Source organism: Oliverpabstia intestinalis, assembly GCF_009696065.1.
Classification (GTDB): domain Bacteria; phylum Bacillota; class Clostridia; order Lachnospirales; family Lachnospiraceae; genus Oliverpabstia; species Oliverpabstia intestinalis.
Genome location: NZ_VUMS01000032.1, coordinates 1 through 25,845 on the forward strand (window position 1 = coordinate 1; position 25,845 = coordinate 25,845).

The 25,845-nt window shown below is 45.7% G+C and carries 23 protein-coding genes and 1 pseudogene; 4 read left to right on the forward strand and 20 right to left on the reverse strand.

The window, feature by feature from the left end; translation table 11 throughout:
* Positions 1 to 133 precede the first annotated feature (133 nt).
* Both FYJ57_RS12860 and FYJ57_RS16595 read left to right on the forward strand, forming a co-directional pair.
* On the forward strand, positions 134 to 667 hold the full coding sequence (locus FYJ57_RS12860) for a helix-turn-helix domain-containing protein (protein ID WP_154432969.1): 534 nt from the start codon (positions 134 to 136) through the stop codon (positions 665 to 667).
* Between the two features lie 182 nt (positions 668 to 849).
* Complete coding sequence (locus FYJ57_RS16595) at positions 850 to 942, forward strand: hypothetical protein (RefSeq protein ID WP_408636482.1); 93 nt, start codon at positions 850 to 852, stop codon at positions 940 to 942.
* 115 nt (positions 943 to 1,057) lie between these two features.
* On the opposite strand, the gene FYJ57_RS12865 is transcribed toward FYJ57_RS16595, so the two are convergent.
* The 19 genes from FYJ57_RS12865 to FYJ57_RS12965 all read right to left on the reverse strand — a co-directional run bounded on the left by FYJ57_RS12865 (position 1,058) and on the right by FYJ57_RS12965 (position 21,187).
* A complete protein-coding gene (locus tag FYJ57_RS12865) occupies positions 1,058 to 2,449 on the reverse strand; it encodes an MATE family efflux transporter (RefSeq protein WP_154432970.1) in 1,392 nt (463 codons plus the stop codon).
* A gap of 117 nt (positions 2,450 to 2,566) precedes the next feature.
* Positions 2,567 to 3,145 (reverse strand): CocE/NonD family hydrolase C-terminal non-catalytic domain-containing protein, encoded by a 579-nt coding sequence (locus FYJ57_RS12870; RefSeq protein ID WP_328597490.1) that lies wholly within the window; start codon positions 3,143 to 3,145, stop codon positions 2,567 to 2,569.
* A 305-nt stretch (positions 3,146 to 3,450) separates the two neighbouring features.
* Positions 3,451 to 4,053, reverse strand: coding sequence for a class I SAM-dependent methyltransferase (locus FYJ57_RS12880; RefSeq protein ID WP_154432972.1), 603 nt, complete (start codon positions 4,051 to 4,053; stop codon positions 3,451 to 3,453).
* A 124-nt stretch (positions 4,054 to 4,177) separates the two neighbouring features.
* Positions 4,178 to 5,473: a group II intron reverse transcriptase/maturase gene (gene ltrA, locus FYJ57_RS12885; RefSeq protein WP_154432973.1), complete on the reverse strand. Its 1,296-nt coding sequence runs from the start codon at positions 5,471 to 5,473 to the stop codon at positions 4,178 to 4,180.
* Between the two features lie 514 nt (positions 5,474 to 5,987).
* Positions 5,988 to 6,530: a GNAT family N-acetyltransferase gene (locus tag FYJ57_RS12895; protein WP_154432974.1), complete on the reverse strand. Its 543-nt coding sequence runs from the start codon at positions 6,528 to 6,530 to the stop codon at positions 5,988 to 5,990.
* Between the two features lie 482 nt (positions 6,531 to 7,012).
* A complete protein-coding gene (locus FYJ57_RS16370; protein ID WP_173886945.1) occupies positions 7,013 to 7,207 on the reverse strand; it encodes a transposon-transfer assisting family protein in 195 nt (64 codons plus the stop codon).
* Between the two features lie 15 nt (positions 7,208 to 7,222).
* The gene (locus FYJ57_RS16600) at positions 7,223 to 7,756 is read right to left on the reverse strand and encodes a hypothetical protein (RefSeq protein WP_328597491.1); all 534 of its coding nucleotides are present in this window, start codon (positions 7,754 to 7,756) and stop codon (positions 7,223 to 7,225) included.
* Between the two features lie 278 nt (positions 7,757 to 8,034).
* The gene (locus tag FYJ57_RS12910; RefSeq protein WP_154432975.1) at positions 8,035 to 9,519 is read right to left on the reverse strand and encodes a C69 family dipeptidase; all 1,485 of its coding nucleotides are present in this window, start codon (positions 9,517 to 9,519) and stop codon (positions 8,035 to 8,037) included.
* Between the two features lie 72 nt (positions 9,520 to 9,591).
* Positions 9,592 to 11,289, reverse strand: a complete 1,698-nt coding sequence (locus FYJ57_RS12915) for a GNAT family N-acetyltransferase (protein ID WP_205839989.1) — start codon at positions 11,287 to 11,289, stop codon at positions 9,592 to 9,594.
* Positions 11,282 to 12,592, reverse strand: coding sequence for a CapA family protein (locus FYJ57_RS12920; protein ID WP_106492018.1), 1,311 nt, complete (start codon positions 12,590 to 12,592; stop codon positions 11,282 to 11,284). Before FYJ57_RS12920 ends, FYJ57_RS12915 begins: the two co-directional genes overlap by 8 nt.
* A 128-nt stretch (positions 12,593 to 12,720) precedes the next feature.
* On the reverse strand, positions 12,721 to 13,461 hold the full coding sequence (locus FYJ57_RS12925) for a gamma-glutamyl-gamma-aminobutyrate hydrolase family protein (protein ID WP_106492019.1): 741 nt from the start codon (positions 13,459 to 13,461) through the stop codon (positions 12,721 to 12,723).
* 97 nt (positions 13,462 to 13,558) lie between these two features.
* Entirely contained in the window at positions 13,559 to 14,650 is a 1,092-nt protein-coding gene (locus tag FYJ57_RS12930; RefSeq protein WP_154432977.1) for a M42 family metallopeptidase, read from the reverse strand.
* A gap of 43 nt (positions 14,651 to 14,693) precedes the next feature.
* Positions 14,694 to 15,494: a M55 family metallopeptidase gene (locus tag FYJ57_RS12935; RefSeq protein ID WP_106492021.1), complete on the reverse strand. Its 801-nt coding sequence runs from the start codon at positions 15,492 to 15,494 to the stop codon at positions 14,694 to 14,696.
* Positions 15,491 to 16,483 carry an ABC transporter ATP-binding protein gene (locus tag FYJ57_RS12940; protein WP_106492022.1) on the reverse strand — a complete coding sequence of 331 codons (993 nt, stop codon included), beginning with the start codon at positions 16,481 to 16,483 and terminating at the stop codon, positions 15,491 to 15,493. The genes FYJ57_RS12935 and FYJ57_RS12940 overlap by 4 nt, the downstream gene beginning before the upstream one ends.
* A gap of 1 nt (position 16,484) precedes the next feature.
* On the reverse strand, positions 16,485 to 17,498 hold the full coding sequence (locus tag FYJ57_RS12945; RefSeq protein WP_106492023.1) for an ABC transporter ATP-binding protein: 1,014 nt from the start codon (positions 17,496 to 17,498) through the stop codon (positions 16,485 to 16,487).
* Between the two features lie 15 nt (positions 17,499 to 17,513).
* Complete coding sequence (locus tag FYJ57_RS12950) at positions 17,514 to 18,398, reverse strand: ABC transporter permease subunit (RefSeq protein WP_106492024.1); 885 nt, start codon at positions 18,396 to 18,398, stop codon at positions 17,514 to 17,516.
* Between the two features lie 12 nt (positions 18,399 to 18,410).
* Positions 18,411 to 19,331: an ABC transporter permease gene (locus FYJ57_RS12955; RefSeq protein ID WP_106492025.1), complete on the reverse strand. Its 921-nt coding sequence runs from the start codon at positions 19,329 to 19,331 to the stop codon at positions 18,411 to 18,413.
* A 22-nt stretch (positions 19,332 to 19,353) separates the two neighbouring features.
* Entirely contained in the window at positions 19,354 to 19,494 is a 141-nt protein-coding gene (locus FYJ57_RS12960) for a hypothetical protein (protein WP_154432978.1), read from the reverse strand.
* Positions 19,472 to 21,187: a glutathione ABC transporter substrate-binding protein gene (locus tag FYJ57_RS12965; RefSeq protein WP_106492026.1), complete on the reverse strand. Its 1,716-nt coding sequence runs from the start codon at positions 21,185 to 21,187 to the stop codon at positions 19,472 to 19,474. The genes FYJ57_RS12960 and FYJ57_RS12965 overlap by 23 nt, the downstream gene beginning before the upstream one ends.
* A gap of 288 nt (positions 21,188 to 21,475) precedes the next feature.
* On the opposite strand from FYJ57_RS12965, the gene FYJ57_RS12970 reads away from it, so the two are divergent.
* A complete protein-coding gene (locus FYJ57_RS12970; RefSeq protein WP_205839990.1) occupies positions 21,476 to 23,446 on the forward strand; it encodes a sigma 54-interacting transcriptional regulator in 1,971 nt (656 codons plus the stop codon).
* Position 23,447: 1 nt separating this feature from the next.
* On the opposite strand, the gene FYJ57_RS12975 is transcribed toward FYJ57_RS12970, so the two are convergent.
* Entirely contained in the window at positions 23,448 to 24,515 is a 1,068-nt protein-coding gene (locus tag FYJ57_RS12975; protein WP_106492028.1) for a P1 family peptidase, read from the reverse strand.
* A gap of 429 nt (positions 24,516 to 24,944) precedes the next feature.
* Between FYJ57_RS12975 and FYJ57_RS12980 the strand changes: the two are divergent.
* A pseudogene (locus FYJ57_RS12980) lies at positions 24,945 to 25,718 on the forward strand (transposase); the annotation flags it as partial.
* Positions 25,719 to 25,845 lie beyond the last annotated feature (127 nt).

A 25,845-nucleotide genomic window follows, 5' to 3' on the forward strand; every position in this document is an offset into this window, starting at 1 on the left:
ACAGCCTGGACCTTATATTCGTGGTCGTATTTACGTTGGGTACGTGACATTGAGAGTTCCTCCTTATTCTCTTTATTATACATGAATTCTTTGAGAATAAGGTGTCAACTTTATTTATACAACATCAGAATCTATGGGAGCAAATGCATTCACATTGAAAGGGAATAAAAAATATTCCAAAGAATTGAAACAACAAGCAGTCTTAGATTATTTAGCAGGCTGTGGTTCTCAAGATGATATTTGCAAAAAATACGGGATCCGTTCAAAAGGTAAGTTACAAACTTGGATAAAGAAGTATAATGGTCATGAAGAATTAAAATCTTCTGGAACAGGAGGAAGCATTGTCATGACCAAAGGAAGAAAAACCACTTTTGAAGAACGGGTTGAAATAGTACAGTATTGTATCGCACATAATCGTAATTATGCCCAAACAGCAGAACAATATCAGGTGTCCTATCAACAGGCTCGCAATTATATAGTCAAATATGAAGCTGGTGGAGTGGAAGCTTTAAGAGATAACCGTGGCAAACGAAAACGTCCCGATGAGATGAGTGAATTAGAAAAGCTGCGTGCTGAAGTTAAAATTTTAAAAACAGAGAAAGAACGTGCTGAAATGGAGGCATCTTTTTTAAAAAAACTCGAAGAAATAGAGAGGAGGCGGGGCTAAGCCTGGTCCGTCATGAACATATATATCAGGCAATCAAAGAAGAACATGAAGATCATAATTATTCAGTTGCTGCACTTTGTAAACTTGGTAATGTTTCTAGAGCAGCTTATTATAAATGGCTACACAGAGAAATTCCTAAAAGTGAGCAAAAGAATAGGTTTATTGCTGATGAGATAGAAAAGATTCATACAGACTCACCGGATAAAGGCTATCGAAGAATCAGAGATGATTTGGAACGATATCATGGTATTGATGTAAACGATAAAATACTATAATTTAAAACAATGCAAAAAATCGCCAACCCCAAGTAAAATCAAGGGATACAGCGATTTTTTTATTTTGTAACTGTCAAATACGGGATTATACTCTCTTCCCCAAAGTCCTGTCAAATCATCCCCGTCCGTTCTCCTCGTGTGTCACCTTTTCCAGCATCTCCACAGATAAAATTTTTGGAATATTGATAGCAAATAAGGTGACCGCCGTCGCAACCGAGATAATATCTGCAACCGGTTCTGCATAATATACTCCCATAACACCCCAGAAATGCGGGAAAATCAGTGCCAACGGAATTAACAGGACCACTTTTCTCAGCAGTGCGATACACAGTGAGATTTTTGCCTGTCCCAGTCCAAGAAAGGAACTCTGCACGCCGCTTTGTGCACCAAAGACCGTCATTCCCGCCATATAAACAGGAAGTACTTTTTTTACTATTTTGATCAGTTCTGCATCATTCGTAAACATTCCCGCAAACACTCCCGGATACAGCATGGTAAACACCACATAAATCAGGGAAGCGGATAAGGTAACTGTCAGCATCAGCCGGATCGTCTTTTTTACCCGGTCAAACTGTCCCGCTCCGAAATTGTAGCTGATGATCGGCTGTATCCCGCTGGTGAATCCGCCAATCGGAACAAAGACCAGCTGCAATACACTTTGCAGGATCGTCATGGATCCCACATACAGATCTCCTCCGTAAACCTGTAATCCGTGATTCATTACGATCGTGATCGCACTTTCTGTGGCAGACATGATAAACGGGGAGATTCCCAGTGCAAGGATGAATGCAAGAATGGATCGATCCGGTTTCAGTTCCGTAAATTTCAGCCGGATCTCCGATTGCTCCGACACCAGAAAACGGACAACCCACGCGGCACTCAGTGCCTGAGAAATAACCGTGGCTACTGCTGCTCCAACTACTCCCAGATGAAACACAAAAATCAGAATCGGATCCAGGACAATATTAGCAATCGCCCCGATCAGCACCGACATCATCGCTGTACGCGCATGCCCCTGGCAGCTGATAAATGTATTCAGTCCAACTGCCAGTTCCACAAATACCGTTCCGATCAGATATACGGTAATATATGCAGATGAATAAGAAATCGTATGAGCACTCGCCCCAAAAAGATATAACAACGGACATTTGAAGATCAGAAACAATGCCATCAGAATCACCGAAAAGAACAACAACAGTGATGTAGAATTGCCCAGAATCTTTTCCGCACGTTTTTTATTTCCCTGTCCAAGTGCAATTGCTGCCAGCGGCGCGCCGCCTCCATTGGTAAATCCTGCAAATGCAGAAATAATCGTAATAATCGGAAATGTCACACCAACCCCGGTCAGTGCCGCCGCGCCCACTCCCGGAATACGCCCGATATAGATTCTGTCCACGATGTTATACAGCACATTTACAATCTGCGCCAACACCGACGGCAATGCCAGTTCCAGCATCAGTTTGCCGATTTTCTCCGTCCCCAAACGGTTTCCTGCTTCAGTTTTCATTGTAATCCCCCAATACTTTTAGCGAAAAAAAGGGAGAAGATTTCTTCTCTCCACTTTTTAGTATTCGCTTTTCTTTATACTATACCGTATTTATTTAAAAATCAATATCTTTTGCCTTTATTTCGCGGATTCTTCGATTGGAAGCAGAATACCGGACGCATACGCTCCGCCTCTGTGGATCGTGATATGCGCTTTCTGTCTTGTTTCACTGTTAAATCCTTCCCTGGTGTTACTGTTCGGGAACATAAAATTCTTGGCTCCGGAAGTAATCGTTACACGCATACGATGTCCCGGAAGAAAGATATTGGACAGTTTAGTCGTCCGGATCGTTATCTTATAGATTTTGTCCGATTCCAGATATTCCGGATGTTCAAAACCATTGCGGTATTTTACCCCGATCATTCCATAGGTCAGAATATCCGACCGTTTTTCTTCCTCTGTGTAATCTTCCGGTACTTCCAGCTCATTTTGGGACATATCGACGATATGCACGGCCGGATTTTCCGGATCATAATCGTATTCATCCATTCCGTCTTTTTGTGGAATCGTTACCGTCAGCACACCGTTTCCACAGGAATCACCTGTTCCGCAGGCACCTTTTTCCTCCGGATTTTCCGCTGCTGCATCTGTCGTCTTACAATGCGCGCCGTCCAGATAAAACATTTTTCCGGAAACAGTTTCAACAGGCCAGCTCATCTCTGATTTTTTTTGTCTCTTTTGCTCTGGCATACAGCGTCTGAAGCATCGTCTCCGGTACGCCTGTTACATCTACTTTTTCCTTCATTGTGTGTATCCTTCTTTCACTGATTTTCTTCTTTTATCCATTTGCCCCATACTGTGATCTTCTGCTGCTTTCCCATTTTTATTGCAGTATAGAGGTTAGTAATTTCTAACTCCATTTTTTAAAATAAACCGTGTGAAATTTTCCTGTATATCCACACGGTTTATTCTTACCTGTTCTCAGTATAACACTCTGGAAATTGCATAACAAGAACATCTTATTATTCTCTGATACATTCCACATACATCAGTGTGATCCTTGCCGGACAACTTTTCTTATATTGTACCCTCCAGCCATTTTGTCCGAGCCAGGAAAGGTATTCCTCACCGCTCCACTGATGTTCAAACGTAATCCCGGCGATCCTTAGAATTCCCGACCAGAGGCAGCTGATAATTCCTGACTGATGAGACACAAAATTCGGTGCAATCAGCAGTCCATCTTCTTTTAATACACGCTCAATCTCTTTCAAAGCTTTCTCCGGTTCCGGCATAACGTGTAATGCGTTGGCTATCAATACCACATCAAAAGAATGGTTCTCATAAGGAAGATCTGTCGCATCCGCAACTTCAAAAATCAGATTATCCACACATTTTCCCTTTTGGGCTTCCCGGATCATTCCTTCCGAATAATCGGTAGCCACCATCCGTTTCGCCGCATACGCCACATGCTTCGCCAAAAGCCCCGGTCCCGTTGCAAGTTCCAGAACTTCCTTGTTCTGAATCTTTGTCGGGATTCTGTCGTACATGAACTTGTAATATTTGTAATCGGCTCTCATGGCTTTCTCGTAAATGGGGGCATATAAATCCCATATTTTCTTTTTCATTTTATACCATTGTTCTCCTAAAAATTGTCAACGAGTCGAGTAGACTAAGACCTCTCAATCTTAGCCCCTCACAGATCCGTACGTGCGGCTTTCCTGCATACGGCTCCTCATAGTAACATTCGCTTCAATATAGACAATAGTACGTTTTAGGTTTTGCTAACGGGTAATACTTAAGCATTTCCACAAATCCATTCCATGTATATGCCCGTCTACAACCTCTCCGATTCATGGCTTTGAATAGAAACTGTTGTACTCTATGCAGGAATGTTGTTATCTTCCGAAAATTCCATGTAACACCATAATACCGATAGTGTCCAATTAGTTTCACGTTCAACTCTTTAATTATTTCTCGCATTGGTCGATTTCGATTATCGTAAATCCAGTTCTTGTATGCTCTAACCTTTTGCTCAAACTTCTTTCTTGAAGTCTGTACCTTTGGCACAAAACCTCCCTTTCGAGTTTTGCTACAGTAGAAGGTAAATCCAAGAAAATCAAATGTTTCAGGCTTACATTCTCCTCTTGCTCTACGATTCTGCTCTGCAAATCTCCCAAATTCAATCAGTCTGCTTTTACTACTTTCCAGCTCCAGTCCAAACTTTTCCATTCGTTCCTTTAACTCTTTATAGTATCTTTCAGCTTCTGACTTATATTGAAATCCTGCAACAAAATCATCCGCAAAGTTGACGAGAAAACTCTCTCCCTGCATTTCCCTTTGCACCACCAGCTTAAACCACAGCGTCAGCACATGATGCATGTATATATTTGCAAGCATCGGACTCATTACTGAGCCTTGTGCCGAACCTTCCTCTGTTGGCTCGAATTTTCCTTGCTCCATTATTCCTGCTTTAAGGTATTTACGTATTAGCCACAATAAGTTCTTATCCTGTATATTCCATTCAAGGAACTTCATCATCCAATCATGGTCGATATGGTCAAAGAAACCTTTGATATCGGCATCTACGATATAGCTGATTTTTCCATAGCTTATCCGTTGGTATACTTCTTTTATTGCTTCGTGACACCCCCTATTCGATCTGAATCCATACATGCAGTTTAGGAATCTCGGTTCATAAATAGCTCCCAGTATTTTCTTCACTGCCATTTGTACAATCTTATCTTCATAGGAAGCAATCCCTAATGGTCGTTTCTTTCCATTTCCTTTAGGTATATATACCCTCAGTGACGGAAGTGACTTAAAGGATTTGTTTTTCAACCTCTGTACCAGTTCCTTGATATTTCTATCAAGGTTTTTCCCATACTCATCCTTAGTTACCTTGTCAATTCCGACTGCTTTGTTCCCATCTAATTCCTTATGGCATTGCTTTAGCATATCTTCATTTATCAAGTGGTACACTGATGTAAATATAGGATGTTTTGATGTTGCCGATATCTCAGCTATTCTTACTAATTTCGTTTCCATTATTTCCTCCGTCCCTGAGTACGGATAATGTGTCCTCAATAAGACCTTTACTATGCAATCCCCTTCCCTCCATCGGCATTGCCCGATTTCTACAGTACTATGGGATTGTCCGACCACCTACCATTCATTTGAAATCCTCCGTTTTCAGTTGCAACTTCATACTCTTCTTCGAGAAATGGTAGGTTCTCCCCAGTTGATGTGTATTCACAATGTAAAACATGATTGGTTCTCTGACTCCGCAGTGCCACATAACACTCGCCATAGCGCATTACATGATATTGTCTTCCGCACCGGTTAAGACGTCGACCGACTGAAGTTAACGTTTCGAAGCTCAATCACTATTCAACCCTGCTTTCTTGCTGTCTACGCTTGTCAGATACCGTTACCGGCATCATCCCAAGACTCGCTATTATCTGGTTGGCTAAACCTTGGATAAACCGGAATCCCACCGGCTTGACTACACACCCTTAGCTGGGCGCACAACTGGAATTACATTACCTACTATTCTACCGAGCTATTTCATAACCTTAATGAAATGAAACATTTCATCGGGACCTTCATCGGGTGTCTCATCCGGAACCTCTTTTGTTGGCTTAAAATGCTCGCACCAGAACTCGTCAATCTGAAATCCGCACTTATTTATATAAAAATGGATGTTGCGCTTGTCAAAATACGGCGTACAGGTTTTCCAGATTTTTGTTTCGGGATGCAAAGATTCGGCGACAAGCCACGCTCCGTATCCTATACCCTTGCTGTGCGCTTCCGGCAACACAAACAGAGTATCCAACTCATTTTCGTTGGTTTCTTTGTTAATCTGCAAAATCATACCTCCTACATTTTTGCCGTCAAGAACGATTCTGTAAGTTTCCGAATTTTCCGCATCCATACACATTTCAACGGTTTTGCGAGATATGATTTCTCCGTCTGCATCAATATGATTATCACGTTCGCCGAATTCCAACAGTGCACTGTGCTTGAACGACCATTGATTGTCCAATATGAACTGCTCACGGCCATCTGCTGCTAAAGGAACCAATTTTACTCTGATATTTTTCATTTTTCCCTCACAGTCGAGTAGACTTACACCTCACAATGTAAGCCCCTCACAGAACCGTACGTGCGGCTTTCCCGCATACGGCTCTTCATAATAATATTTACAGTTTCAAAACAAGCTGACATAAATCTTTGGCATTGCCAATGGATAATATTTCAGCATTTCAATGAATCCTTCTCTTATATCCAAGGAAATCCCTCATCTTTTTTCTCTGGCGAAAATTTACATATTTTTTCATTAACACAACCTGTGTTTCCAAATCTATTGGCAACTCTGTATTTGGCATTCAATGCACCCTCTTTCATAGTAAAAAAAAGAATGGATATACCATTCTTAATCCCGCCAATGAAATATTTGGATTCGGGCATTACCCCTGCCTTCCTACGGTCTATAATTAGATTAGCATATATCAGTTAAATTAGCAATAATCTATTTTTTAAAAAATGGGTCTGCACCACCATCATTGATTGCACATACCCATTATATTATTCTACAAATTCTATGTCAATTCCTGAAAACTCTTCATCACTCATACAACTCAGTTTTTCTATCACACGCACCGACGACTCAACAAGTTCATCATCGTCAATGTGCTTCATTGACTTGCGAATTTCTTCTATGACCTTTTCTTTACTATCGCTCTGGAATATACAGAGCAGATTTGTTTCTTCTATCGAAATAGATTGTCCATATTCTTATATCTCCCTATGTGTATTTTTTGATTTTTCCTGATCCTTCATATCCTTATTTTTTCCCTGTGCCGCTTCCTTCTGCTTGGCTGCCAGTCGTCCTTTTAAGAAAAAACGTGCTTCCGGCTTTTCCTGCTTTTCTTTCTTTTCTTCCTCACGATTGAATTTTTCCACTCCATTGTTGAGCCTCTCATCAATCATGTTATAATTCTGCTCCTCAAGTTCCTCGATCTTGGCAAGTGGCTTGTACTCTGCCAATTTCACAAGCAGTTCCTTTGCCCGTCTCTCACTGTCCTCGTCTATCCCTTCGTCAATAGATGCAGTTTCTCCCATATATTTAATCCAACCAACGATTGGAATAGCTTCTCTTGACGGCGGAAAAATCTTTGTTTTTTTGATCTGCATATCTCTTACAAATTCATATCCAATCACAGATTCAACGCTGACCTCCCACGGAGAATCTTGAATTGTTTGCCCCACACATTCCCCCCTTTCTAACGCTTTTTTTGTTTCTACTGGAATCGGTGTCCAAATTTTCATTTTGACCCCCTCCTTTCTAAAGACTTATTAACAGTTACATTTATAGTATGTCGAATTTTTGAAAAATTGGATTTTTTCTGACAGACGTTTTTTCCGGATTTTAAAAAGATATTTTGAGTATAACACAAAACCCCTAACGCCACTTAAAATGTAACATCCGCAGCCCTCATGGAGAGTTTTTGTTCGAGGCGGTTCCGGACAGAAAATGGTTCTGCGCACAGTTTTTCCTGCGCACAGAACCATTCTGTGTACTCCCGTAGTCTTTGCTTGAAAAAGCCTTACGCATCCGATCTGGAATATGCGTTTTTCATCTGGTTGCTGAGTTCAAAGAGTACCTTGTGCAGTGTTGCACCCGTCTCTTTTTTCAGCATTTCAGCGATTTTGTTGTTTGCTTCTTCTCTCAATTGTGTCTGCTTTGTTTCGTCTGTCTCCCCTGCAAGCAGCGCATCGTACTGATGGATCAGTGCATGGCCTTTTGCCATCACCTTTTCCTGATACCGCTCAATGTGGAAGATAGAAGACTTATAGGACGCATCTGCCATTGCTGCCACCATGCGGCTTGCCCAGTAGAAGTTATCTGTGGAAACCTCTCCCGTTGTGTTGGAAAGATACTCCGGTGTTGTCGTCACATCGGTGTAGAACGGAACCAGCACATTGAACGCATTTGACGCAAACGCAATCCACTGCAGAATGCCGTTGTCCCCTTTGTGATCCGGGCGCATCTGGATGACAGAAAGGAAATCGGTCCGGTTGACACCGATGGAGCGGTATGCTCCCTTCCATGATTTATCGCCGTATGCGGCATACGGGTCGTACGGTGTTCCCTGATAGTGGGAGGACAGTACATATTTCACATCCTCTACGGTGATCTTCTTCTCCGGAACCATCATCCACGGAATATCATCGGATACCGGTGTGTAATCGGCATTCGGTCCGTCCCATTTTTTCGTGTGCGGGTTCAGATAGCGCTCCATGAACCAGGCACGCGGTGTATTGTAAACGTGATCGGAATCGTCGTGGCTTCCGAAGGCATCGCGCGGATTAAAATTTCCGTCCATAGAAAGATCCAGATGATATGTTTCAATAAATTCTTTCAAATCCGCTGAGCACATATATTCCTTCTGCTCGCCGAGTGCATCCTCCAGATCAAAATGGTCGATGCCAAGCTGGTTCGGCATGGCTACATAATGGTCATCCGGCACTTTCACTGCCATCCAGTGATGGCCGCCGATCGTCTCCAGCCACCAGATCTCATCGTGGTCTTGAAATGCAATGCCGTTCATCTCGTATGTACCATACTGCTCCAGCAGACTGCCCAGTCTTTTGACACCTTCCCTGGCACTTTTAATATAAGGAAGAACAATATAAACAAGGTCCTCCTCGCCGATTCCGCCCGGAACCTCTTCTTTTCCGTCTTCCGCCGGCTGATAAACAACAAGCGGATCAGCCCCCAGCACACGCGGATTCGATGTGATTGTCTCGGTCGCAGTCATACCGACCTGCGCTGCATTTACGCCGCTTGCTGCCCAGACACCCTCGCCTTTTTCTGCATTTGGCACTGCAGTGTACCGCATCGGATTGTCCGGAAGCTCGATGGTCAGATGAGAAATCTCGGTTTTATATGTTCTCGCCTGCTCCTCCGGGTGAATCACCACAAATTTTTTCGATGTATAATGACCCGCACCGGAATCGTCATTTCGCGCGATCATGGTGGAACCGTCATACGATGCTTTCTTTCCAACTAAAATGGTTGTACAAGGCATAGCTATAGCCCTCCTTTTGCTGTCTAATGCTTCCGATTATGACACTATAAGCTGCGATTTGCAAGCACCATGTTATCTGTCGTTTTCTTCCTTTTTTACAAAATAAACCGTATCAATTCCTTCTCCCCGGTCATCCTTCAGCCGCCTGACAAGACCATATCCCAGTTTGTCCAAAATATGCTCCTGTGCCCCGTTTGTAGACCAGGTACGGAGAGTAATCCGGCTTCCCGGAAATTTTGCCGCGATGTCCTTTTCTGCTTCTGCATACATTACCTCCGAAATTCCCTGTCCCCGGTAATCCGGCCAGACGCAGAGGGTGGTCAGATAGCAGGAATCCGGATATGCTTCCAGATTCTCACAGTTAAAATGATCCTTCCAGGTCATAAAGGCCCGCACAACTCCCTCTTCCTTCCACAGCACCACATGCTGACTGCAGATATTCTCCAGATATTCTGCAATTCCATCCGTCTTTTCTTCTGTCTCGGCCCAGTTCGTCTGGGATGTACTGTTGCGGTGGGAAAGCGGCGGAACAAAATCCTGATCGCACAGCTCCAGCAGCTGCCGGATTTCTTCTCTCTCTTTTTGATCCTCTATCCCGTCCCTTACAACGATTCTGCTCTCACAGCACATCCAGGGAAGCCGGCATACGAGTGCTGCTGCTGCACACATGCCATCTTCTACGCTGGCGGCATCGAGCCATTCTTCTCTGGTATGTGCTCCCCCGCCCCGGCAGAAACCAACGCAGATGGCAGGAATATGCCGCGACAATGGGATATTACAGTCTGTGGATGCTTCGGAGCATACCGGCTCTTCCCCATCGGCTGCCTTCAGCGTTTTCTGTGCACACCGCGTCATACGCGCCATCTGGACAGGATCGGTTTCTCTTGCGCACGGCCGCTTTCCGACGAGCTCACAGGAATACTGTACCTCATCACTCTGGCGTGCTGCTATGGTCTCCTCCAGATATGTTTCGCAGGCTTCCAGACTCCGGTAATCTTCCGAACGGAATTCAAACAGCATGAAGGCATCCTGCGCAATCGTATTGACGGAGGTTCCTCCCTCTATTTTTCCCACATTGTATGTCGTATGAGATGCTGCATCCGTCTGACAACGGTAAAGCTCTCCGATCAGGCCCGCAAGCTCTGCAATGGCATTTTTTCTTCCGAAATTCAGAAAGGAATGACCGCCCTTTGTTTTTGCCGAAATCCGATATCGGACAGATCCGATGCAGATGGGATACATTTTATCCCGATACAGATCAAAGGCTGCCATTCCGCACAGATTTTCTTCATAATGGTCGACAAGTGCGCGGACGCCGCAGAGATTGCCAAGCCCTTCTTCTCCCAGATCCGCTGCAAAAATCAGACCACAGGGAAGTTCCGGCTCTGTCTCATGAACGTATTTTGCCGCCATCAGAAGCATCACGACATTCACGGTATCGTCTGTGATGCCGGGACAACGCCATATCATTCCGTCTTCTTTGATTTCCAGCGGTTCCTCCAGCGAAAACACGGTGTCCAGATGCGCCGTATACAGAACCTTCTTTTTCTGTTCCGGCCGATACTCCCAGATTACATTTCCAAGCTCATCCGTATGAACCGATTCCATGCCCTGCCGTTTCATCCACTCCACACAGTATGCGATTCTCTGCTCCTCTTTTCCCGTTTCCGTCGGGGTCAGTGTCAGCTCCCGCAGCGTCTGCAGCGCAAGTTCTTTGTTGTTCCGGCAAAACTTTCGGTATTCGTCTTCTATTTCCCATTTTTTACGCATGAAGTACAATCCTTCCTTCTTTGTATTCCCATTCTGTTCCATATCTTCTGCTCACGCGGGTGAGATATTCTGCAATTTTTTCTGCTGTTTTTTCGTCTGCCACATACGGAATATTTTTTTCTGCATTTTCCCTGTCCATACCAAGCTCGACCGGCAGCAGCTCCAGATGTGTGCATTTTCCCTGACAGATTTCGAAATACGGCAGCACGCTCCGATAGACCTCAGGAATTTCATAGAGAGAATGCGAGGACTGCTCCTGCCGCCTGGCAATTCCGATGGATGCTGCTGTATGAATATTCAGACCATATTTTTCCATGTAGTCTGCAGGCAGAAGGCGTACATACTGATTTTCAAAGATAAAATTTCCGAGACAGTAGAAAATCGGACAGTCATGATACAGTTCGATTCCCTTCAGCTGATGCGTTCCGCCCCCGATCACCGCGCTGGCGCCCGCATCAATGCAGGCGTGCGCAAATTCTTCCAGAAAATAATCCGCTTCCTCGTCGTTGTCCTTGCGGATTTCATGCGAATGTACCATGACCAGGACTGCCTCACATGTCATCTTTGCTTCCCGGATTGCATCGACGGTGCGTTTCACATCGATCGGATTCGGGCTGGAGCTTCTTCCCTCTGTTCCATCCTTGCTGATTTCAAACATTTTCCCGCCAAATTCCATGACACCCTCGGGAAGCGGAGCGATAAATCCCTCCTGCCGGTGCAGATCCCGCAGTCCGTTGATTCCGGTCACCTCTGCAATCTCCGCGAGATCCTGCGCATGTTTTTCCGTAATGGTATATTTTTCCGAAAAGCGCAGCGGATTTAAGCCCGGCCGGCCCGGCTGCCGTTCCGTCTGGCTTCCCGCCCTGGCTGCATTCTCAAAGGTAGAACAGATATCAATCACCGCAATCTGTCCCGCCGTTGTGTCCAGAATGGCAGGACGCGATGCTTCATAAAGATTTTTTCCTGCTCCGGCATACGCCACGTCCTTTTTTTTCAGTTCACAGATCGTAGACGCCAGTCCTTCATAGGAATAATCCATTGTATGATTATTCGAAATCCCAAGAAAATTAAAACCGTAACGCAGGGTATCTTCCAGACACTTCGCATCTGCCGTCAGCCATGTTCCGCCGGAGTACGCCGATGCGTAACAGCTGCCGTCCGATATCGTTGTTTCCAGATTTGCCATCCGAACCTCTCCCTGCATCAGAAATTCGCGAATCGGCAAAACATCCTGATATCCCGGCAGAAGCCGTTTCATAATCAGAATATCACCTGCCGCCGATACTCTTATTGTTCTGTTCATTCTTTTTTGCCTCCCGAACGATTCCTGCTCTCTGCTTTTGGAATCGCATCTTTATCCATTCTCATTTTTTCGTAACGGTTCAAAAGTCCCATCCCGGGTTTTCTTTTCTCTTACATGGTTCCAAATCGTTACCTTTTTTCTCTGTATCTGCAGCTTCTTTCTACCAGATCCGCAAAAAGACGGTTCATCTCCGGCGCTGTGTGAATCAGCCCTTCCGGATGCCACTGTACGCCCACAATCTGTCCGTTGCTGCTTTCAATCGCCTCGATCGTACCATCCGGCGCCGTTGCTGAAACCAGGATGTCCTCTCCCGGCGTACGGACTGCCTGATGATGCATGGAATTTACCGCATGGGTGCCTGCCCCGAGGATTTCTGCCAGATGGGTTCCCTCTTTAATTTCCACATGGTGATGCAGATACGACCGCTCCAGGGACTGCAGATGCAAAATTGTGGTTTCCTTCTGTGTATAAATATCCTGGTACAGATCACCGCCGCACAGGACATTTAAAAACTGAATTCCCTTGCAGATGCCAAGCATAGGCATTCCCATCTCTTTTGCTGCCCGTCCAAGTGCAAACCAGGCCTCGTCGATCTCCGGACGGATCGTCTGGATCTGCGGTTTTGGCTCTTCCCCATAATACCACGGATTTAAGTCCTCTCCGCCGGGAACCAGAATGCCGTCGCACACGGCAAGTATGCCTTCCGGATCCGCTTTCATGGCAACTGCCGGAATTGCCATCGGAATTCCGCCGTTGTTCAGAACACCTTCGATGTAATCACTGTTGACATACATTCTCTCCGCACTCGAAAAAAGTCCCGGCTGTGTTTTATACGTATTTCCCAAGATTCCAATGATCGGTTTTTCCACTTGTAAACTCTCCTTTTTTACCAGATATGCCGAAAACGGCTTCACCTTTCCTGTGAACCCGCTTCCGGCATTCTTTTTCTTTCGTTATCCGATTTTTTTACAGTACATCCTGATGGCAGATATGACGGATCTTTTCTTCATCCAATGCCCGGATCACATTTGCTGCCATCGCACTTGCCGCTTCAAGATCTTCTCTTGCACAGAAATTATAATGGCTGTGCGCATAGCGGGATGGAACACCAAGCACCAGACACGGAACTGCTTTTCCTGTCACGCTGATTTTTGCTGCGTTTGTGCTTCCGCCTCTTCTTACGCTCTCCTGGTATTTGATTCCGCATTTTGCTGCCACTTCCTCAGCCAGTGAAATAAACTGCGTATTGGAAATATAGCTGTTGTCCAGAATACGGATCTGAACACCCTTTTTCATGCATCCCTGTGCCTGTCCTGCGCTGATGAAAAAGTCATCGGAAGGAGATCCTTCAAATACAATGGCAAGGTCCGGTTTTACAATCTGACTTGTTACCACTGCACCGCGGGTTCCGACCTCTTCCTGCGCTGCAAAGGCGCCGACAACATTAACCGCAAGAGAAGCCTGCTCCTTTTCCAGCTGTTTCATCGTATCTACGATGCACGCGCAGCCGGCACGGTTGTCAAATGCTTTTCCGAAGCAGATTTCATGCTCTGCATCGTATTCAAAGGCCACATCCGGCATCATCGGATCACCGATATGGATTCCGAAAACATTTTCAACCTCCTCGCGGCTGGTTGCTCCGACATCCACATACATTTTTTCAATTTCCAGAGTCTGGCTGTTGCGTTCTGCTGTTGTCATGAAATGAACCGGTTTCGCGCAGATAATACCATGTACCATTTTTCCGGATCTGGTACGGATCCATACCGCATGTGCCGGAAGGCTGGTCAGATGGAAGCCGCCAAGCATGATAATGCCGAGACATCCGTTGTCCTGGATATTCTGTACCATAAAACCGCATGCGTCCAGATGGGCATCCAGCTGGATGACCGGACGGGAATCCTGCTTAGTTCCCGGCATCCGCACATACAGGTTATTCATTGCGTCATTTTCCACATCAAATTCTTTGCAGTAATCTGCAATGGTGCAGATGACATCCTCCTCAAATCCACTTGGTCCAAATGCATCGGAAAGCTTGCCAAACATTTCTATATCCATTGTTTTATCCTCTTTTCTTTGGGTTTCTATCAAATTTATATTCTTAATATACAACAAAGCAATGTGCTGTGACAATATCCATCCAGCGATCTGTCTCCAGCTTATTTGTGAAGGTATCTACCTTCTGCATTCCCGGATAAAACGACATCGTGTACGCTTTTTTCCAGTCTTTGTAAGTTACCTCATACGTAAAGTGCTCCGGGAGAGCCACCTGGCACTCTTTTTTCTGTCCGGTAACTGCCTTTTTTACCCCTTCGCGGATTTCGGAAATCACTTTTTCTTTCGCTTTGCACCACGTTGCCGCACCGACACCATGCTTCGTTTCCACTGTCGTAATGCCCGGAATCAGTTCTTTCGCCTGCCGGCAGATCTCTTCATCTCCGGAAAGAAACAGCACCGCTACGTGATGTGATGCTGCCGTGTAGCTGTTCAGCATGCACTCACTCATCACTTTTCCATTCAGGTGGATATACAGGCTGTTTCCTGTCGATGTGTGGCTGATCGAAAAATTCGGATCTCCTGCCGGTGCATGGTAGCCAAGATACAGTACGCCGTCATAGCTGTCGTCGATGCCATACATCATATTGTACGGATGACCGCTCTTTCCCCGGATCAAGGTGACATACTCCGGCATTTTCAGCGGATCAATGTTGGATGCATCTCCATGACCGTCCTTTACAACGATCTCATCCGCACCCGCTTCATGTGCCGCTTCGCATGCCGCAACGACCTCTTCGGTCATCTCCTCTGCGAATCTCTGGTACACGCTTTCCTTCTTATGTGTTTCATCGGTCAGTGCCACTCCGGCACAGCCCTCGATGTCTGCACTGATAAAAAGCTTCATTTCTGCTGTTCCCTTCTTTCTTTATCATAAAGATGACAATATACATAATGTCCGTCATCCACTTCATACCGCTCCGGCGCCTGTGTTTTGCAGCATTCCATACATTTTGGACATCTGGTATGGAATTTGCAGCCTGTCGGCGGCTTGTGGGCGGACGGGATACTTCCCTCCAGCAGAATTCTTTCTCTTTTTGCCGTCGGATCCGGAACCGGAACTGCGGAAAGCAGTGCCTGCGTATACGGATGCATCGGATTGCTGTAAATTTTCTCTTTTTCTCCGACTTCCACGAAATTACCGAGATACATAACGCCGACACGGTCACTGATATATTCCACAACGCTCAGGTCATGTGCCACAAAAATGTAGGTCAAATCCAGATCATGCTTCAGTTCATTTAAAAGATTCAGAACCTGCGCCTGAATGGACACATCCAGTGCCGAAACCGGTTCGTCTGCGATGATCAGAGACGGTTCTACCGCAAGTGCGCGGGCAATTCCGATTCTCTGACGCTGACCGCCGGAAAATTCATGTGGATAACGGTTTGCATGGTAGTCATCCAGCCCTACCCTGTGCAAAAGATCCAGCACTTTCTTTTCCAGATCCGCTTTATCCTGATACAGATGATGCGCCAGCAGCGGCTCTGCAATGATGTCAAAAACAGACATCCGTGGATTCAGGGACATATACGGATCCTGAAAAACCATCTGTACCTTTTTCCGGACGGAACGCATTCTCCGGTCATTGTATTCTGTAATATCTTCGCCATCCAGATACACATGACCCGATGTCAGATTTTCCAGTTTGCAGACGCCTCTTCCCAGTGTGGATTTTCCGCAGCCGGACTCGCCTACAATTCCGAACACCTCGCCTTTTTTTACCTCAAAGGTAACTCCGTCTACCGCTTTGACGAATTCCTTTTTTCCAAATCCGCTTCCGGCAACCGGATAATAAATTTTCAAATCCTCTACTCTAAGTAATGTATCCGACATCCTAGTCACCTGCCTTCTCTACGTGGTCTGTTTTGAGCTGTCCACTTTCGCAGAGCCAGCATCTGCTGATATGGCCTTCCCCGATCTGGAAAAATCCCGGTTCTGCCTCGCGGCATTTTTCCGAAGCGTATGGACATCGCGGCGCAAATTTGCAGCCTTTCGGCATATATTTCGGGTTCGGAACGTTTCCCGGAATCGACTTCAGTTCTTTTCCGGCATCTCCCAGTCTCGGAATCGATCCCAGCAGTCCTTTCGTATACGGGTGGGACGGATTGGCGAAAATTGTTTTTACATCTCCACGCTCTACCACGCGGCCACAGTACATAACGGCAACATCATCGCAGACCTCTGCAACAACGCCAAGATCATGTGTAATAAACAGGATGGATGTACCCGTCTCTTTTTTCAGCTGGTTCATCAGATCCAGAATCTGTGCCTGAATCGTTACATCCAGTGCGGTCGTTGGCTCATCCGCGATCAGAATTTCCGGTTTACATACAAGTGCCATGGCAATCATGACCCTCTGTCTCTGGCCGCCGGAAAGCTGGAACGGATACTCCTTCATCATATGCTCCACGCGCGGAACGCCCGTTTTCCGGAGCATATCCTCTGCCTTTTTCAGTGCCTCTTTTTTTGATATTTTTTCATGCTGCAGAACGCATTCTGCCACCTGATCCCCGATCTTCATGACCGGATTCAGGCTGGTCATCGGTTCCTGGAAAATCATGGAAATTTTGCTTCCGCGCAGCTTTCTCTGCTGTTCCTTCGTCAGCTTTACAATATCATCGCCATCCAGCAGGATTTCGCCGTCAGCAATTTTTCCTTTCGTTCCGGTCAGTAATCCCATCACAGAGAGGGATGTCACGCTCTTTCCACTTCCCGACTCGCCTACGATACCAAGCGTTGCGCCGCGTCGAAGCTCCACATCGACACCGTCTACTGCTTTGATCACGCCGCCATCGGTATAGAAATACGTATGTAAATTTTTTATCTCAAGTACGTTATCAGTAGCCACTTCTGCTCCTCCTTATCAATCGGAAAGTTTCGGATCGAGTGCATCGCGAAGTCCGTCGCCTAACAGGTTAAAGCTCAGTACGGTAAGGAAAATCGCAAGACCCGGGAAAATCGTTACATACATTGCACTTGCCATATAGTTTCTTCCGTTGGAAAGAAGCAGTCCCCATTCCGGTGTCGGCGGCTGTGCGCCCATTCCCAGAAAGGAAAGGCTCGATGCTGTCAGAATGGAAGATCCAAATGACATGGAATACTGTACAATGATGTCCGGAATGGCTCCCGGCAGAATATGGCGAAACAGAATTCTTGCATCGGAAACACCGATGTTCCGTGCCGCCAGGACAAAGACGGAATTTTTCAGGCTCAGCGTTTTGCTTCGGACAAGCCGTGCAAAGGTCGGTGTAGAAAAGACAGCGACCGCAATCACGACGTTGGCCATGCCGCTTCCGAGAATTGCCACAATGGCAATTGCAAGGATCAGTCCCGGAAAAGCGAACAGGACATCGCAGATTCTCATAATAATAGAATCAATCCATCCGCCGTAATATCCGGCCAGAAGTCCGAGGATGGTACCACAGACCGCACCGACCGTAACAGCGCCGAATCCGACCGCAATTGAAATCCGGGTTCCACAGACGATACGGGAAAACAGATCCCGTCCAAACTCGTCCGTTCCAAACAGGTGCTTCATACTTGGTCCCTGAAGAATCGCATTGTAATCATACTCATTGATTCCGTACGGCACAATTTTGCTTCCGAAAAACGCAAGGAAAATGAGGAAAATGATAAAACAAAGCGCAACTACTGCATTTTTCTGTTTTTTAAATTTTCGAACCATCTCAGAAAACGGAGTTTTAATTTTCTCCTGGCTCTCGGTCTGTACTTTTTTCTTTTCTTTCATTCCACTCATCTCCTACTGAAGTTTAATTTCCGGATTCAGAACCGCATAGAGGATATCGACAATCAGGTTGATGACGATAAACTGCAGCGAAAAGATCAGAATCAGGGACTGGATTGCCGGATAATCTCTGTAATTGACCGATTCAATCAGAAGGGATCCAAGGCCAGGATAGGCAAATACCGTTTCTGTGACAACAGAGCCACCCAGCAGAAAGCCGAACTGCAGACCCACAACCGTCACGACGGAAATCATGGAGTTGCGGAACGCATGCTTCCAGATCACAACCTTTTCTTTGATTCCTTTTGCTCTTGCTGTTCTGACGTAATCTTCTTTTAACACCTCAATAATGGAGGATCTTGTAAATCGTGCAATCACGGCTGCAATTCCGACGCCGAGTGTGATGGACGGCATAATCAGACTTTTCAGGCTCGTTCCGCTTGTTGTCGGCAGAATTCGGAGTTTTACCGCAAACAGCATAATCATCAGAAAGCCGATCCAGAACGAGGGGAGGGAAATACCCGAGACCGCAATCGTCATTCCGGTATAATCCTGCCATTTTCCCCGGTGTGTTCCGGACCATACGCCAAAAAGTACACCCACAACCGAGCTCCACAGCAATGTGACAAATGCCAGACGAACGGTATTTCCGAATCTTCCCGCAACTTCCTTTGTAACCGGCTGCTTTGTCCGAAGGGAGGTTCCAAGATCTCCTTTCAAAAGTCCCGTCACGTAGGTAACATACTGTGTCGGAATGGATTTATTGAGGCCAAGCTCTTCTCTTACTGCCTCTACATCATCCTGTGTTGCCTGCTCTCCTGCAACGAGTCTCGCCGGATCTCCCGGAATCAGGCGGACAAAGAAAAATACAAATGTAATAACAATAATCAGTGTGGGGATCGTACCCACAATACGCTTCAGTATATATTTTGGCATATTGTATCTCCTACTTTCATGCTTATCCTACAGGTACAATCCCACGGATCACTGCCTGCTTTCCTGTTTGTAAGAAACCGGCGCCCTCTTTTGACGGAAGGACGCCGGGGTCTTTTTCATATCCTTGTTTCAGTCTGCCGTTATTCGGCTGCCATTCTGGCATTTCTCATGCCGATGCTTCCATCACCTAACAGATATACTCCGGTAATGTTATTGCTGGTTGCCCAGATGTTTTTATCGTTTGCGATGCAGAGCAGCGGAAGATCCTGCCATACAATATCCTGTACTTCTGCATAAATCTCACCACGTTTGTCTTCATCTGCAGTTGCAAGACCATCTTTGAGAAGCTGATCTACTTTTTCATTCTCATAGTAGCTGATGTTGTAGCTCATCGGCGGCTCAGACTCGGTTGCCAGCATCGGACGAAGTCCCCAGTCGGCATCACCGGTGGATGTAGACCATCCGCTTAAGTAGCAGTCAACCTCGGCATCGGCTCCTGCACAGTCAGCTCCCTGAACCTTTTCATTTAGAACGGCACTTTCCATTCCGTTCAGTTCCAGATCAATGCCAACCTCTGCAAGCTGCTGTTTGTAGAACTCTGCTTTTTTCTGGTTTGCTGTCGTGTTGCTGTACATCAGTGTTGTGGTAAATCCATCTGGATATCCTGCTTCCTTTAACAGCTCTTTTGCTTTTTCCGGATCGTAGGAATACGGATCATTTCCTTTGTAGTGCTGTACTGCTTCTCCTACCATAGAAGTTGCCACAGAACCGTAACCGTTCATAACTACCTGGATATATGCCTCTTTGTTGATTGCATAAGCCATTGCCTCACGAACCTTAACATCGTTGAACGGTGCTTTCTGTGTATTCATGAAGAAGTACCATACGGTGATGCTGTCGCCCATTCCAACGGATACGTTGCTGTCACCTTTTAAGGTGTCAACGCTTTCGGTCGGTACAGACCACATAATCTGTGCGTCACCTGCCTGAATTGCAGATACACGGGTAGCACTTTCTGCAACCGGTTTGAATGTGATGCTCTTAAATCCTGCATCTGCATCTGCCAGAGCAGTTCCGCCGCAGACGTCTGCGTCATATCCCCACCAGTCTTTGTTCAGTTCTACTTTCATATGGTCACCGGCAACCCACTCAACAAATTTGTACTGGCCGGTTCCTACCGGTGCCTGTGCACAGGCATCTTCTCCTGCTTCAATCTGTTTCGGGCTCATGATCAGCGTAGCCGGATGTGCCAGGTTGCTGATGAAAGCACCGAATGACTGTGATAAATAAATTGTAACGGTATAGTCATCTACCTTCTCTGCATGATCCAGAACATTGCAGAGGAATGTAGTACGTTTCAGTCCAAGGCTCTTGTCTGCCCATTTGTTTACGTTTGCAATCAGGGCATCTGCATTCCACGGAGTTCCATCGGTAAAGCTTACGCCCTCACGAAGATGAATCGTATACTCGGTTGCTTCATCGTTTGCTTCGTAGCTGGTTGCCAGCATCGGAATGATCTGCATATTCTCATCAAATCCAAACAGGCCATCCATCATCATTCGCTGTACACCACCGGAAAGTGTATCGGAAGTATCCATCGGATCCATGGTGGTAAAATCCACAGCTACCATTGCCGTAACATCAGAATCCTGGGATACCGACTCGCCTGCCGGAATCGTGATGGTATTCTCCGTATCTGCTTCCGAACCGGATGAGGTCGATGCAGCGGATGCTGTTGATGTAGCTGCTGTCGATGTGCTCTTACTTGTGTCAGAAGAACCAGTCGATCCACATGCTGTCAGTGCCAGTGCCGTTGCTGCTGCAACCAGAGCACGCATTACATGTCTTTTTTTCATTGTTGTCTCCTCCTTTTCTGCAAGTGTTGCTGTTTTCTTTGTTCTTTCTTTTCACAGATAACAGAACCATGATATAAAAAAGAACAAAGATGCATTACCTTTATTTTACAGCCCCTTTGCTTAATCTGTATTATAGATGTAATGCGTCACTATGTCAAAGCATTCTTCCTGTTTTTTTCTTTTCTTTTTTGCATTTTTGCATTTAGGTTGTTTATTTTCGTCAAAAATGGTATAATTATCCTAATTTTTAACCCATTACCACTTTTTAGCAGGAAAAGAGGATCCTTTATGAACAGAACACAAAAGCTTGGCAACGTATTGATCATTTCTTCCCGGAAACGAATGCTTTCCGAATTTCAGTCTTATCTTCACTCTGTGCTCGGTGAATATCTCACCTTCAATACCCTTTTAAGAGAACAGGCCACAGACCCCTCTCTCTTCCGGGGATACCAGTGCGTTCTTTTTCCAACCGCCCGCGCCATGGAAACCTTTCCGCTTACCATCGACTCCTCCATTTTGCAGCTCCCATGCGACCGCGTTTTCAACCATATGTTTCTGGATAAAATCATTCAGATTCCGCCATACGAACGTGTCTATCTGGTAAACGACGATAAATATTCCACGCTTGCTATCATTTCCCAGCTTGAGGAATGCGGCATCACACAATATGACTTTGTTCCGTTTTATCCCGGATGCAAGGATACCGAGTCTGACATTCAGTTTGCCATTACCGCCGGCGAGCCGCAGCTCGTTCCTTCCCGCATTCCGAATGTACTGGATATCGGCAACCGTATCATCGATATTTCCACTATTTTACAGCTCTGCGAATATTTCAACATTCCTCTGCAGACCGTAAACCGTGTATCGCGCAATTACGTCAATCAGATTCTTCACACCGTCAAGACCTCAGAAACCTACTATACCAATTATGTGCAGACCGAACAGCTCATGCAGGTGATCCTGTTCTCTCTTCCCGTTGGCGTCTGTCTGTTTGGCGCGGATGGCCGCATTCAGTTTATGAACGCTAAATTTGCACATGCCTTCTCTCTTCCCTCCTCCAATTTTGAAGGGCAGCCTTTTTCGGAATGTCTTCCGCCTGCCTACGCAAATACTGCTTTCGACCGCAACGGCGACTGGACCATTCTCCTTTCGGATCAGAAGACACAGATTACGTTAAGCGTTCTTTCTATGGTGTTTCCGGATACAGAGCCTGTTTTCCTTGCGTTTCTTCCCGGGGGCAGATCCACAGAGGCACCGGCAGCCAAAGAAGAAAAAACGGAAGAAAGCACTTTTTTTGCTTCCTCCCGTACATTTTCTCTTTCCCTTTCCCACGCAGATTCCGTCCAGAATCTGATGACGCAGACCAGACATCTTGCACTTTTTGATTTTCCGATTCTGATCCAGGGGGAAAGCGGTACACAGCGCCGGACACTCGCACGTGCAATTCACAATTTTTCGCGCCGCCACCATTATCCGTTTTCCGTTCTTCACTCTCCGGGAAATGATCTGACCGAAGCCTCCCTGCTCCGGCTTCTTGCTGAAACCAACCATGGCACACTCGTTCTTTCCCAGGTGGACCGCTTCCCGCTTTCCATTCAGGATCTGCTGATCAATGTTCTTACCAATGTTCATGGTAACTTCTTTTCCGCACCGGAAACCCGCCGTTTCGATGTGCGGATCATTGCTATTGCGGATGATAACCTTTACAAAAAAGTAGAAAAAGGAACCTTCCTGCGGGAACTTTTTCACCTTTTAAGTGCTTCAGAGCTTCAGACCGTCCCGCTCCGCAGACGCAGGGAGGATATTCCCGATCTTCTCAATTACTTTCTGCTTCAGTTTTTCCACAACACCGATATGACCTGCGACCGGATCTTTTCGGAAGGGCTTCTGCGCTTTCTGAAGGAATATGCGTACCCCGGAAATATTCATGAGCTGTACAATCTGTCCTGCAGCCTGTTTACCCGGTACAGCAGCCATAAGCTGCAGCTTTCCGATCTGCCAACATACCTCCGCTCCCGCCAGATGGCTGACGTTTCCCTCACCGACCTTCAATATCAGGTTCTTTCTTTCGTGTCGACGCATCCGAAAGCAGGCCGCCTGGCAATCAAAAACGGACTGGCCGACGGAAAAACCTTTGTATCCGAAGCGGCTCTGCGCACCGTACTCGGAGAGCTTTCTTCCGCCGGTTATCTCATCGTGCACCGCACAAAGGGCGGATGCGAAATCTCTGAGCTGGGGCGGATGGTTCTGGAAAAATGATTTATTCCAGAAATCCCGGTTTTTCCAGAAACTCGGCAAGGCTGCGGTATCTGGCTCCGTCCAGGCCTCTTTTTTCCTTTGCGGTTACCATAGAGTTCAGGATTGCTTCTTCCGCAGCCTCTGCCGCAGCTTCAAATGCCTCGTTGATTTTTTCTTCTTTTATCCGGGCGCACGCTTCCACTTCACATATACTCTTTGTATCCACGCGGTTTGCCGTTGTAAATCCGATCATGATTTCACCGCTTCCGTGACCGGTATAGGCTCCCGTTCTGGCGATTCCGACTCCGCAGCGGCGGATGATCCGGTACAACTGCCGCTCCGATACCGGAAGATCCGTCGCCAGAACCGTCATGATGGATCCCCGGTCTTCGGCGCTGCTTCCGCATTCTTCTTTCCGGATCTGTTCCAGGATCCTCTCCCCTGCCGGTTTTCCACTGATTTTCAAATCTCTGGTTGCCCCGAAATTCGACTGTACCAGTACACCGATGGTATATGTTTTTCCATCAAGTACCAGCGTGCGGGATGACGATCCGATTCCCCCTTTCAGTCCATAACAGATCGTTCCTGTTCCGGCACCGACAGCTCCTTCCGCAAAGTCTGTATCCGCCTGCTCCAGTGCCTGATACAGCTCTTTTTCCCCCACTACCCGGTTCCCAATCTCATTGATCCTCGAGTCGTTGCATTCTCCGACAACCGGATTGATGGAGAAAACATCTTCCCCTTCTTTTTTGGTCTGCTGTATCATCCATGAAATCATGGCATCCGCCACTTTTCCGACATTCAGTGTATTGGTCAGGGCAATGGGCGTTTCGAGAGTTCCGAGTTCCTGTATCTGTACAAGACCGCATGTTTTTCCGAAACCGTTATGCACGTAAGCAGACGCCAGGTATTTCTTTAGAAACGGATTCCCCTCTCCCGGTACAATCACCGTCACACCGGTATGCTGATTTCCGTCTTCCACCGTCGTATGGCCTACCCGCACCCCCGGTACATCCGTAATTTTGTTTCGCGGCCCGCTTTCATGGTGTCCGATCCGATATCCGTAATCGCTGATTCTTTTCTGTTTCATTCTGTTTCCTCCTTATCTTTTATAATGTGCTCTCAGAGTCTTTCATTTCTTATAAATACAGGCACAAAAAAGACTCCGAAGGTATATATTTTTCTCTCACTTTACGCTCTCTTCTCTCTTCTGTCCATACCTCTTCCCACAAATTTTCCTCTTTTCTTTATATTTTTTCCATTTCTTTTAGAATTTGGACACACTTTGCTTACATATTCCTTTAATAATAAATCTCAGATAGTTGATAAACCACTCACTATCTCCCCCCTCATAAAAAGATGGCGATATACTTTTGTATATCGTCATCTTTCTTTTTTTGCCGTAAAAAATAGGCTTCGCCTATTCAACTCCCCTGCCCCTCAATCGAGGGCACTGAAAAAGTAGATAGTACCGCCTATGTTTGATATAATATAAATATCAAGTATAGGCGGTGTTTTTATGATTGAACAACAACAGAAATTAATACTTAGTCCTTACATAGAAATATATGAATTGGTGGTTCCAAAAGACAACCTGCTTCGTCAGATAAAAGAACTGGTTGATTTTGAATTTATTTATAATGAATTGCTTGATAAATATTGTCTTGATAATGGACGTAATGCAGTTCCACCTATTCGAATGTTTAAGTACTTGCTTTTAAAAGCTATCTATGATTTATCTGATGTTGATGTTGTAGAACGTTCTAAATATGATATGTCATTTAAATACTTTTTGGATATGGCACCAGAAGAAACTGTTATTAACCCCAGTTCTTTGACAAAATTTCGTAAACTACGTTTGAAAGATATGAATCTGTTGGATATGTTGATTTCAAAGACGGTTCAGATTGTATTGGATAAAAAAATAATAAAATCAAAATCTATTATCGTAGATGCTACTCATACGAAAGCAAGATACAATCAAAAAACGCCCCGACAGGCACTTCAAGAGCAATCAAAAAAACTACGACGTACCGTTTACGAAGTGGATGAAACAATGAAGGAAAAATTTCCAAACAAAAATACGGAAGATTCTCTGGAAAAAGAGTTGGAATACTGCAAACAACTACTTTCTATTGTGAAAGACAATGAAGACGTATGCAGTTACCCTAAAGTGCAGGAAAAGCTAAATTTATTGGAGGAATCCGTCAATGATGATCTTGAACATTTGGAAACTTCAAAAGATAACGATGCAAAGATTGGACACAAGACAGCGGATACCTCTTTCTTAGGATGATGTTGTATAAATAAAGTTGACACCTTATTCTCAAAGAATTCATGTATAATAAAGAGAATAAGGAGGAACTCTCAATGTCACGTACCCAACGTAAATACGACCACGAATATAAGGTCCAGGCTGT

What these genes read in the sequence shown, in the direction of transcription:
- ltrA (WP_154432973.1), bottom strand. Translation starts at nt 5,473, where the DNA reads ATGGAAACGAAATTAGTAAGAATAGCTGAGATATCGGCAACATCAAAA.
- FYJ57_RS12970 (WP_205839990.1), top strand. Translation starts at nt 21,476, where the DNA reads ATGAACAGAACACAAAAGCTTGGCAACGTATTGATCATTTCTTCCCGG.
- FYJ57_RS12880 (WP_154432972.1), bottom strand. Translation starts at nt 4,053, where the DNA reads ATGAAAAAGAAAATATGGGATTTATATGCCCCCATTTACGAGAAAGCC.
- FYJ57_RS12960 (WP_154432978.1), bottom strand. Translation starts at nt 19,494, where the DNA reads ATGCCAGAATGGCAGCCGAATAACGGCAGACTGAAACAAGGATATGAA.
- FYJ57_RS16600 (WP_328597491.1), bottom strand. Translation starts at nt 7,756, where the DNA reads ATGAAAATTTGGACACCGATTCCAGTAGAAACAAAAAAAGCGTTAGAA.
- FYJ57_RS12915 (WP_205839989.1), bottom strand. Translation starts at nt 11,289, where the DNA reads ATGCGTAAAAAATGGGAAATAGAAGACGAATACCGAAAGTTTTGCCGG.
- FYJ57_RS12965 (WP_106492026.1), bottom strand. Translation starts at nt 21,187, where the DNA reads ATGAAAAAAAGACATGTAATGCGTGCTCTGGTTGCAGCAGCAACGGCA.
- FYJ57_RS12870 (WP_328597490.1), bottom strand. Translation starts at nt 3,145, where the DNA reads ATGAGCTGGCCTGTTGAAACTGTTTCCGGAAAAATGTTTTATCTGGAC.
- FYJ57_RS12950 (WP_106492024.1), bottom strand. Translation starts at nt 18,398, where the DNA reads ATGAAAGAAAAGAAAAAAGTACAGACCGAGAGCCAGGAGAAAATTAAA.
- FYJ57_RS12935 (WP_106492021.1), bottom strand. Translation starts at nt 15,494, where the DNA reads ATGAAGCTTTTTATCAGTGCAGACATCGAGGGCTGTGCCGGAGTGGCA.
- FYJ57_RS12975 (WP_106492028.1), bottom strand. Translation starts at nt 24,515, where the DNA reads ATGAAACAGAAAAGAATCAGCGATTACGGATATCGGATCGGACACCAT.
- FYJ57_RS12865 (WP_154432970.1), bottom strand. Translation starts at nt 2,449, where the DNA reads ATGAAAACTGAAGCAGGAAACCGTTTGGGGACGGAGAAAATCGGCAAA.
- FYJ57_RS12910 (WP_154432975.1), bottom strand. Translation starts at nt 9,519, where the DNA reads ATGCCTTGTACAACCATTTTAGTTGGAAAGAAAGCATCGTATGACGGT.
- FYJ57_RS12895 (WP_154432974.1), bottom strand. Translation starts at nt 6,530, where the DNA reads ATGAAAAATATCAGAGTAAAATTGGTTCCTTTAGCAGCAGATGGCCGT.
- FYJ57_RS12955 (WP_106492025.1), bottom strand. Translation starts at nt 19,331, where the DNA reads ATGCCAAAATATATACTGAAGCGTATTGTGGGTACGATCCCCACACTG.
- FYJ57_RS12860 (WP_154432969.1), top strand. Translation starts at nt 134, where the DNA reads ATGGGAGCAAATGCATTCACATTGAAAGGGAATAAAAAATATTCCAAA.
- FYJ57_RS12920 (WP_106492018.1), bottom strand. Translation starts at nt 12,592, where the DNA reads ATGAACAGAACAATAAGAGTATCGGCGGCAGGTGATATTCTGATTATG.
- FYJ57_RS12930 (WP_154432977.1), bottom strand. Translation starts at nt 14,650, where the DNA reads ATGGATATAGAAATGTTTGGCAAGCTTTCCGATGCATTTGGACCAAGT.
- FYJ57_RS12940 (WP_106492022.1), bottom strand. Translation starts at nt 16,483, where the DNA reads ATGTCGGATACATTACTTAGAGTAGAGGATTTGAAAATTTATTATCCG.